The sequence below is a fragment of the Pyxidicoccus sp. M6 genome (assembly GCF_055568925.1).
In genome coordinates, this window is record NZ_CM145714.1 from 7,168,260 (window position 1) to 7,177,426 (window position 9,167).

Sequence of the window (9,167 nt, forward strand, 5' to 3'; positions counted from 1 at the left end):
CACGACGTACGCCACCAGCCGTGTGCTTCCGGTCGCGTCCTCGCGCGCGACGACGACGGCCTCGCGGACCTCGGGGTGCTCGGCCAGCGCGGCCTCCACCTCGCCGGGCTCGATGCGGACTCCGCGCACCTTCACCTGGGAGTCCACGCGCCCCAGGAACTCCAGGGTGCCTCCCGCGCGCCAGCGCACGCGGTCTCCCGTGCGGTACAGCCGCGCGCCCGGAGTCTCGCCGAGAGCGTCCGGCACGAAGCGTTCGGCCGTCAGCTCCGGCCGGCCCACGTAGCCTCGCGCGAGTCCGTCGCCGCCGATGAACAGCTCGCCGGGCACGCCTTCCGGAACGAGCTGTCCCTCGGTGTCCAGCACATACGCCTGCGTATTGGCGATGGGCCGGCCGATGGGCGCCGTCGGGCCCTCGCCCGGAGAGCCTCCCAGCCACGCGGTCGCGTCGACGGTGGTCTCGGTCGGCCCGTAGGCGTTGATGAGCTTCGTGGATGGCAGCCGCTCATTCACGCGGCGGACCAGTTCCACCGCCAGCGCCTCGCCTCCGGACACCAGCACGCGCAGCCCCGAGGCGCGCTCCACGTGCTCCTCGTCCAGCAGGACTCGAAGCTGCGAGGGCACGAGCTGAAGCACCGTGATGCGCTGGCGCTCCAGCGTGTCCAGCAGGACGCTCGTGTCGCTGTTCGCCTCGCCAGGCGGGAGCACCACCTGAGCGCCGGCAATCAGTGTGGCCAGCACCTCCGGGACGGAGGCATCGAAGCCCACCGAGGCCTTCTGCAACACGCGGTCTTCCGCGCCCAACTCCAGCGCGGAGATGAACCACGCCGTGTGCCGCGCGAGCGCCCGGTGGGACACGAGCACGCCCTTGGGACGGCCGGTGGAGCCCGAGGTGAAGAGGACATAGGCAGCGTTGTCCGCCAGGACCGCCGGGGCCGCCGCGATGGCGTCGCCTGGAGCGGGCGCGTCCTCATCGAGGAGCACCACCGGAGCATGGGTCGAAGGCAGCGCGTCCTTCAGCGCGCGCTGGGTGAGGAGCACCGCGGGCCGTGCATCCTCCAGCATGTGCGCGAGGCGCTCGCGCGGGGAGTCTGGCTCCAGCGGCACCCAGCCGCCACCCGCGTCGAGGATGGCGAGGAGTCCCACCACCAGCTCGGGCGAACGGTGGGCGAACAAACCCACGAGCACCTCGGGTCCCACTCCCAGCCCACGCAGCCGCGTGGACAGGGCGCGCACTCGCAGCATCAGTTCAGCGTAGGTGAGCTGTCCTCCATCCCAGCGGACGGCCACGGCATCGGGCATGCGCGCCGCACGGGCCGCGAGCCACGCGGGTACTGGCGTCTCACGCGGGTAGGCGCTCGCGGTGTCGTTCCTCTGCACCAGGAGCCGGTGCCGCTCCTCGGCGGACAGCAATGGCAGGTCGACCAGTCGCTGCTCCGGCGCCGCCACCGCCGCCTCGAGCAGCGTCAGCCAGTGGGACGCCATGCGCCGGACGGTCGCCGCGTCGAACAGGTCGACGTTGTATTCGAAGACGCCAGCGAAGCCGTCGGCCTGTTCCTCCAGGGCCAGGGTGAGGAAGAACTTCGCCGCGCCGATCTCCGCCTCCACCGGGTGCAGGGTGAGCCCCGGCAGCGAGCGCTCCGGCATGGGCGTGTTCTGGAGGGAGAACATCACCTGGAACAGCGGCGAGTGGCCCAGGCTGCGCGTGGGGTGCAGCTCCTCCACGAGCCGCTCGAAGGGAACGTCCTGGTGGGCGTAGGCACCCAACGCCGCGTCCCGGACCTGCCCGAGCAGCGTCAGGAACGACTTCTCGCCGGACGGGCGCGCGCGCAGCGCCAGCGTGTTGACGAAGAAGCCGATGAGGCCTTCCGTCTCCGCGCGATTGCGGCCCGCCACCGGAGTGCCGACGACGAGGTCGTCCTGCCCCGAGTAGCGGGACAGCAGCGTCTGGAAGCCCGCGAGGAGCACCATGAACGGGGTGGCGCCTTCCCGCTGCGCCAGGGCCTTCACCGCGTGGGAGAGGGCTCGCGAAAGCCGGACCGGGACGTTGGCGCCGCGGAAGGTCTGCACCGCGGGCAGCGGCCTGTCGGTGGGCAGCGTGAGGACCTGTGGTGCCCCGTCGAGCTGCCGCCGCCACCAGTCGAGCTGTCGCTGCAGCGCGCCGCTCTCCAGCCACCCACGCTGCCAGGCGGCGAAGTCCGCGTACTGCACCTCGAGCTCGGGAAGCGGCGAGGGTCGGCCCAGGCTGAAGGCCTCGTACAGCGCGGAGAACTCGCGGACGACGACGCCGAGGGACCACCCGTCCGAGACGATGTGGTGCATGTTCGCGAGCAGGATGTGCTCCTGCTCGGAGCGCTTGAGGACGCGGGTGCGCAGCAGCGGGCCGCTGCCGAGGTCGAAGGGACGGAGCGCCTCCTCGCGGATGAGCCGATGGACCTCCGCCTCGCTCTGCTCGGGAGGCAGCGCGGAGAGGTCGACGATCGCGAATGGGAGCGCCGGTTGCTGAGAGACAATCTGGACGGGCGAGCCGCCCTCGGTGCGGAACGTCGTGCGCAGCACCTCGTGCCGGCGCACCAATTCGCGCAGGCTGCGCTCCAGCGCATCCACCTGGAGCGAGCCCGTGAGCCGGACCGCCATAGGGATGTTGTAGAAGGGGCTGCCCGGTTCGAGCTGGTCGAGGAACCACAGGCGCTGCTGCGCGAATGACAGGGGCATCGCGCCCGTGCGAGCAACGCGCTTCAGCGGAGGCGCCTGGTTCTCCGAAACGCCTCCCCGCCCCTCCTCAAGTCGCCTGGCCAGCTTCTCGACGGTGGGCGACTCGAAGATGTCCCGCAGCGGCACTTCCACCCGGAAGGTCTCACGCACGCGCGAGACCAACTGCGTGGCGAGCAGGGAGTGGCCTCCGAGCTCGAAGAAGTCCCCGTGCAGGCCCACGGGGTTGACGTTGAGGACCTCCGCGAAGATGGCCGCGAGCTTCAGCTCCGTCTCCGTGCGCGGAGCCTCGAAGCTCTCCGGCTTCGCAGCGTGGGTGTCGGGTGCCGGCAGGGCCTTGCGGTCCACCTTGCCGTTGGGCGTCAGCGGCAGCGCGTCCAGCACCACGTACGCCGACGGCGCCATGTACTCCGGCAACCGCTGCTTCAGGTGCGTGCGCAAGGAGGCCGCATCGACGGTGGCGTATTCCCTCGCCGTCACGTACGCGACGAGGCGCTTGCCCTCGCTGCCGTCCTCTCTCGCGATGACGACGACCTCGTTGACGCCCGGGTGCTGAGCCAGCGCCGTCTCCACCTCGCCCAGCTCGATGCGGAAGCCGCGTACCTTCACCTGGGCGTCGCGTCGGCCGAGGAACTCCAGCGTCCCGTCTGGGCGCCAGCGCACCACGTCGCCCGTGCGGTACAGCCGCTCGCCCTTCCCGAACGGGTTGGGCACGAAGCGTTCCGCCGTCAGCTCCGGACGGTTCATGTAGCCGACCGCCAGGCCTTCACCGCCGACGTACAGCTCGCCCGGCACGCCCGTGGGCACCGGTTGCATGGCGCCGTCCAGCACGTACGCCGACGTGTTGGTGATGGGGCGTCCGATGGGTACAGAGACGCCTGGCTCCCGCGGCCCCTCCATGCGGTGGCACGCGGAGAACGTCGTGTTCTCCGTCGGGCCGTACCCGTTGATGAGCACGCCTCCTGCCGAGAGCCGCTCACGCACGCGTCCCACGGGCAGCACGTCACCACCCGCAAGCAACTGCTTCACACGGGCCAGCGCCTCGGGCTGCCGCGCCTGCATCTGCTCGAAGAGCGCCGCCGTCAGCCACAGCGAGGTGATGCCCGCGTCGCCCAGCGCATGGCCCAACTCCTCCAGCGAAGGAGTGCCCGCCGGGTACACCACCAGCTTCGCGCCATGGAGCAGCGCGCCCCAGAGCTCCAGTGTCGAAGCGTCGAAGGAGATGGGCGCCAGTTGCAGCCACACCTCTTCCGGCCCGAAGCGCGCGAAGTCCGTTCCCAACACGAGGCGCGATACCGCTCGGTGCGGTACGCCCACTCCCTTGGGCCGGCCCGTGCTTCCCGACGTGAACATCACGTACGCCAGGTTGTCGCCGCCCACCCGAGAAGGCGGGTTGGCGTCCGGCTGGCGCACGATGACTTCCCACTGCGAGTCCACGCAGAAGACCGGCTCGGCACTATCCGCGATTTCATCCGCGAACCGCTCCTGGGCCACGAGCAGCGCGACTCCTGCCTCGCGCTTCATCCAGGTCAGGCGCTCCAGCGGATAGCTCGCATCCAACGGCACGTACACGCCGCCTGCCTTCAGGATGCCGAGCACACTCACCACCAACTCCAGCGAGCGCTCCACGCACAGGCCCACGCGTACTTCAGGCCCCACGCCCATCGACTTCAGGTGGTGCGCGAGCTGATTGGCCCAGCGGTTCAGCTCGGCGTACGTCAGGCGCTGGCCTTCGTACTCCACCGCCACCGAGTCGGGCGTCTTTCGCACCTGTGCTTCGAACAGCTCCGGCAGCGACTTCTCACGCGGGTACTCCGCCCGGCGGCCGCTCCACTCGCCCACCACCCGCCGCTGCTCCTCGGCGGCCATGAGCGGCAGCTCCCACAGGCGCTGCTCCGGCCCGGCCACCGCCGACGCCAGCAGCACCTGCAGGTGTCCGAGCATCCGCTCCATCGTCCCGGCGTCGAACAGGTCGCTGTTGTAGTTCACCAACGCGACGACGCCGGCCTCGACCTCTTCCACCACCAGCGACAGGTCGAACTTCGACGTCTTCTCCTCCGCCTCCATCCCCTTGAGCGTGAGCCCTTGCAGCCGGACCTCGGACGCGGGGGTGTTCTGCAGCGTCAGCGTCACCTGGAAGAGCGGGCTGCGGCTCAGGTCCCGCTCGGGCTGGAGCTCCTCCACCAACTTCTCGAAGGACACGTCCTGGTGCGCGTACGCGCCGAGCGTCACCTCGCGCACCTGGGCCAGGAGCTCGCGGAACGTCTGGCCGGCGGATAGACGCGAGCGCAGCACCAGCGTGTTGACGAAGAAGCCAATCAGCCCCTCCGTCTCCGAGTGCGAGCGGCCCGCGATGGGCGCACCCACGCTCACGTCCTCCTGACCGGAGTACCGCGAGAGCACCGTCTGGAACGCCGCCAGCAGCACCATGAACGGCGTGGCACCTTCGCGGCGTCCGAAGGACTCCACGTCGCGCCAGAGCGACTTCGGCCACATCACGAGCCGGTTCGCACCCCGGAACGTCTGCGTCGCCGGGCGCGGCCGGTCCGTGGGCAGCTCCAGCGCGTGCGAGGCCCCGGCGAGCTGCTTGCGCCAGTACGCGAGCTGCGCGTCCAGCACCTCGCCCTTCAGCCACTCGCGCTGCCACACCGCGAAGTCCGCGTACTGCACCGGAAGCTCCGGCAGCGGAGACGGCCGGCCGTGGGAGAGCGCCTCGTAGAGCGCGGCCACCTCGCGCACGAGGACGCCCATGGACCAGTAGTCCGAGACGATGTGGTGCATGACGAGCACCAGCACATGGTCCTGCCCGGTCAGCTTCAGCAGCGTCGTGCGCAGCAGCGGTCCACGCTCGACGTCGAACGGACGCCGCACCTCTTCCTCGGCCCGAGCCTTCGCCGCGGCCTCGCGCGCGTCTTCCGGCAGCGTGCCCAGGTCCACGAGCTCCAGCGGCACGTGGCCCTCGGGAGCGATGACCTGCACGGGCGATCCGGCCTCGGAGCGGAACGCCGTGCGCAGGGACTCATGCCGGCGCACCAACTCCGCGAAGCTGCGCTCCAGCGCACCCACGTCCAGGGCACCGGTCAGCCGCACGGGGGCCCACAGGTTGTAGGACGTGTTCGCCGGGTCCAACTGCGCGAGGAACCACAAGCGCTGCTGTGCGAAGGACAGCGGCGCGACACCGTCCCGAGGCGTCCTCTTCAGTGGCGGAGCCGGGATGCCCGCGACGGCCACTGCCCGCGCCACGCGCTCCGCCAGGGCCGCCACCGTGGGCGACTCGAAGACGTCGCGCAGCGGCAGGTCCACCCGGAACGCCTCACGCACGCGCGCGACGAGCTGCATGGCCAGCAGCGAGTGGCCACCGACCTCGAAGAAGTTGTCATGCAGGCCCACGGTCTCCAGGCGCAGCACCTCCGCCCAGAAGCCGGCGATCATCTGCTCCACCGGCGTGCGCGGCGCGACGTACGCCTCGCGGCGCGACTCCCGCTGCGCCTCCGGCGCGGGCAGGGCCTTGCGGTCCACCTTGCCGTTCGGAAGGAGCGGCAGCTTCTCCAGCACCACCACCGCCTGCGGCACCAGGAAGCGCGGGAGCCGCTGCTCCAGTGCGGCGCGGACCCCGCTTCCCTCCAGCGCCCTGCCCTCCGCGGGCACCACGTACGCCACGAGTCGCTTGTCGCCCGGCGTGTCCTCGCGCACCGCCACCAGCGCCTCGCGCACGCCCGGCTGTCCGAGCAGCGCGGCTTCGACTTCACCCGGCTCGATGCGGTGGCCGCGAATCTTGACCTGCGTGTCCCCGCGCCCGAGGTACTCCAGCGTCCCGTCCCGCCTCCAGCGCGCCTTGTCTCCCGTGAAGTACAGCCGCGCGCCACTCCCGAAGGGGTCGGGCACGAAGCGCTCCGCCGTCAGCTCCGTGCGGCCCAGGTAGCCACGGGCCAGGCCCTCGCCTCCGACGTACAGCTCGCCCACCACGCCCGGGGGCACCGGCTCCAGCTCGCCGTCCAGCACGTACACCCGCACGTTCGTCAGCGGGCGGCCGATGGCGACCTCGCGTCCGGAGTCCTCCGTCGCTGACTGCCGTGCCAGGTCCACCGACGTGGCCACCGCCGTCACCTCGGTGAGGCCGTAGGTGTTGAGGAGCGGCACCGCGCCGCCCACGCGACGGCGCCACTGCGCCACGCGCTCGGGCACGGCGCGCTCGCCGCCAATCACGACCCACTTGAGGCCGGCGGGAAGCTTCGCCTTGCCCGCTTCGAGGCTCGCCGTGACTTCGTGCCAGAAGGCCGTGGGCAGGTTGAGCTGCGTGAGGCCCAGCGTCTCGCACCGGGCGAGGAAGGCATCCGGCGCGTCGAGCATGTCCGGCGTGCGCAGCACCAGCGTGCCGCCGCGCGTGAGGCACGGATAGATTTCCTCCGCGCTGGTGTCCCAGCTGATGGAGGCGAACTGGAGCACGCGGTCTCCCGGCTCCACCGGGAATGCCTGCCACGCCGCTCGGGTGAAGTTCACCAGCGAGCGGTGCTGCACCACCACGCCCTTCGGCCGCCCCGTCGAGCCCGACGTGTAGAGCACGTACGCCGCAGCCTCGGGAGGCACCTTCACGTCGACGGCCCGCGCATCACCGCCCGGGAGTGCGTCCGCGTCCAGCCACACCCGTCCGGAAGCCTCGCCCAGCTTCTCGCGGAACCGGCCGCGAGCGATGACCACCCGCGCGCCGCTGTCCTCCAGCATGAAGGCCAGTCGCTCCGACGGATATTCCGGGTCCAACGGCACGTAGGCGCCGCCCGCCTTCAGCACGCCGAGAATCGACGCCAGCAACTCCACCGAGCGCTCCACGCACACGGCGACGCGGGTCTCCAGCCCCACGCCCAGGCGCTGAAGCTCACGCGCCACCGCGTTCGCTCGCGCATTGAGCTCGCGGTACGTGACGGACTGGCCGCCCGCCACGAGCGCCGTGGCCTCCGGCGTCCTCGTGACCTGCGCCTCGAACAGCGCGTGGATGCTCGTGTCGCGAGGCAGCTCCTCATGAGTCCCGTTCCACTCCACCAGCAGCCGGCGCCGCTCCTCCGCCTTCAGCAGCGGCAGCGCTTCCACCGCGCGGTCCGGCGACTCCACCGCCGCGTCGAGCAGCACCTCCAGGTGTCCCAGCAGCCCGTCGATGGTCTCCGCGTCGTACAGGTCCGCGTTGTACGTGGCCGCGAGCGCGATGCCGTCGGGCCTCCGCGCCATCATCAGCGTGAGGTCCAGCTCCGTGCTCGTCACGTCCGCGTCGAGCATCCGCACGCGCAGCCCGGGGACCTCGCGGACCTGGGGCAGCGCATCGAGCTGGCCGAAGAGCACCTGGAACATCGGCGCCCGCGTCAGGTCGCGCTCCACGTTCAGCGCCTTCAGCAGCGGCTCGAACGGGACGTGCGGATGCGCGAAGGCCTCCACCGTGCCCGCGCGAGCCCGCTTCAACAGCTCGCGGAAGCTCGGGCGGCCGGAGAGATTGCCTCGCAGGACGAGGGGCTCGAAGAAGAGGCCAATCAGCCCCTCCGTCTCCTTGCGGTCGCGGTTCGCATACGGCGCGCCGATGAGCAGGTCCTTCTGTCCGCTGTACCGCGACAGCAGCGCCTGCAATCCCGCGAGCACCGTCATGAAGAGCGTCGCGCCCTCCACTCGGGCGAGCCCTTCCAACCGCTCCGCGAGGCGCGCGGGCAGCAGCGCCTTGCGCTGGTCCGCGCGTCCCGTCGCCGTGCGCCTCGGCCGGTCGGTGGGCAGCTCCAGCTCGTGCGGCGCGCCCTCCAGGCGCTTGCGCCAGAACTCGACGTGCGCGTCCAGCGCGTCTCCGCGCAGGCGGCCCCGCTGCCATGCGGCGTAGTCGGCGTACTGGAGCGGGAGCTCCGGCAGCGGTGACGGCCTTCCCGCGACGAGGGCTCCGTAGAGCACCACCACCTCGTGGGTGAGCACACCCATGGACCAGCCGTCGGAGATGATGTGGTGCAGCACCACCAGCAGCACGTGGCGCTCCGGCGTCATTCGCAGCAGCACCACGCGCGCGAGCGGCCCCTTCTCCAGATCGAATGGCACCGCCATCTCGCGCTGGATGCGCCGGCGCACCGCGGCCTCGCTCCCGTCCTCGGGAGCGTCCTCCACGGTGAAGGGGATGCTGGCCTGCGCATCGATGAGCTGCACCGGCGTGCCGGAGACCTCGCCGAAGCGCGTGCGCAGGGCCTCGTGGCGGCGGGCCACTTCCTGGAAGCTCTTCTCCAGGGAAGGCACGTCCAGGCGGCCGGAGAGCTCCACCACCATGGGTAGGTTGAAGGCCGGGAGCCCGGGCGCGAGCTGCTCCAGGAACCACATGCGCTGCTGGGAGAACGTCAGCGGCAGCGCCGGGCGCGGCTTCTTCTCCAGCCGCTTCGCGAGGAGCGCGAGCTTCTCCTCGCGCGTGAGCGTGGGCTTCTTCTCCGTCTCGTTACCCATGGGAC

Annotated in this window: 1 protein-coding gene (only partly in view); it reads right to left on the bottom strand. The window is 71.1% G+C overall.

From position 1 onward, the window contains the following. Positions 1 to 9,162, bottom strand: partial view of a non-ribosomal peptide synthase/polyketide synthase gene (locus ACVTJA_RS28390; protein WP_465824253.1) — the beginning only. It extends 23,496 nt beyond the left edge of the window; the window shows 9,162 of its 32,658 coding nt (coding positions 1-9,162); the start codon lies at positions 9,160 to 9,162; its stop codon lies off the left edge, out of view. Positions 9,163 to 9,167 lie beyond the last annotated feature (5 nt).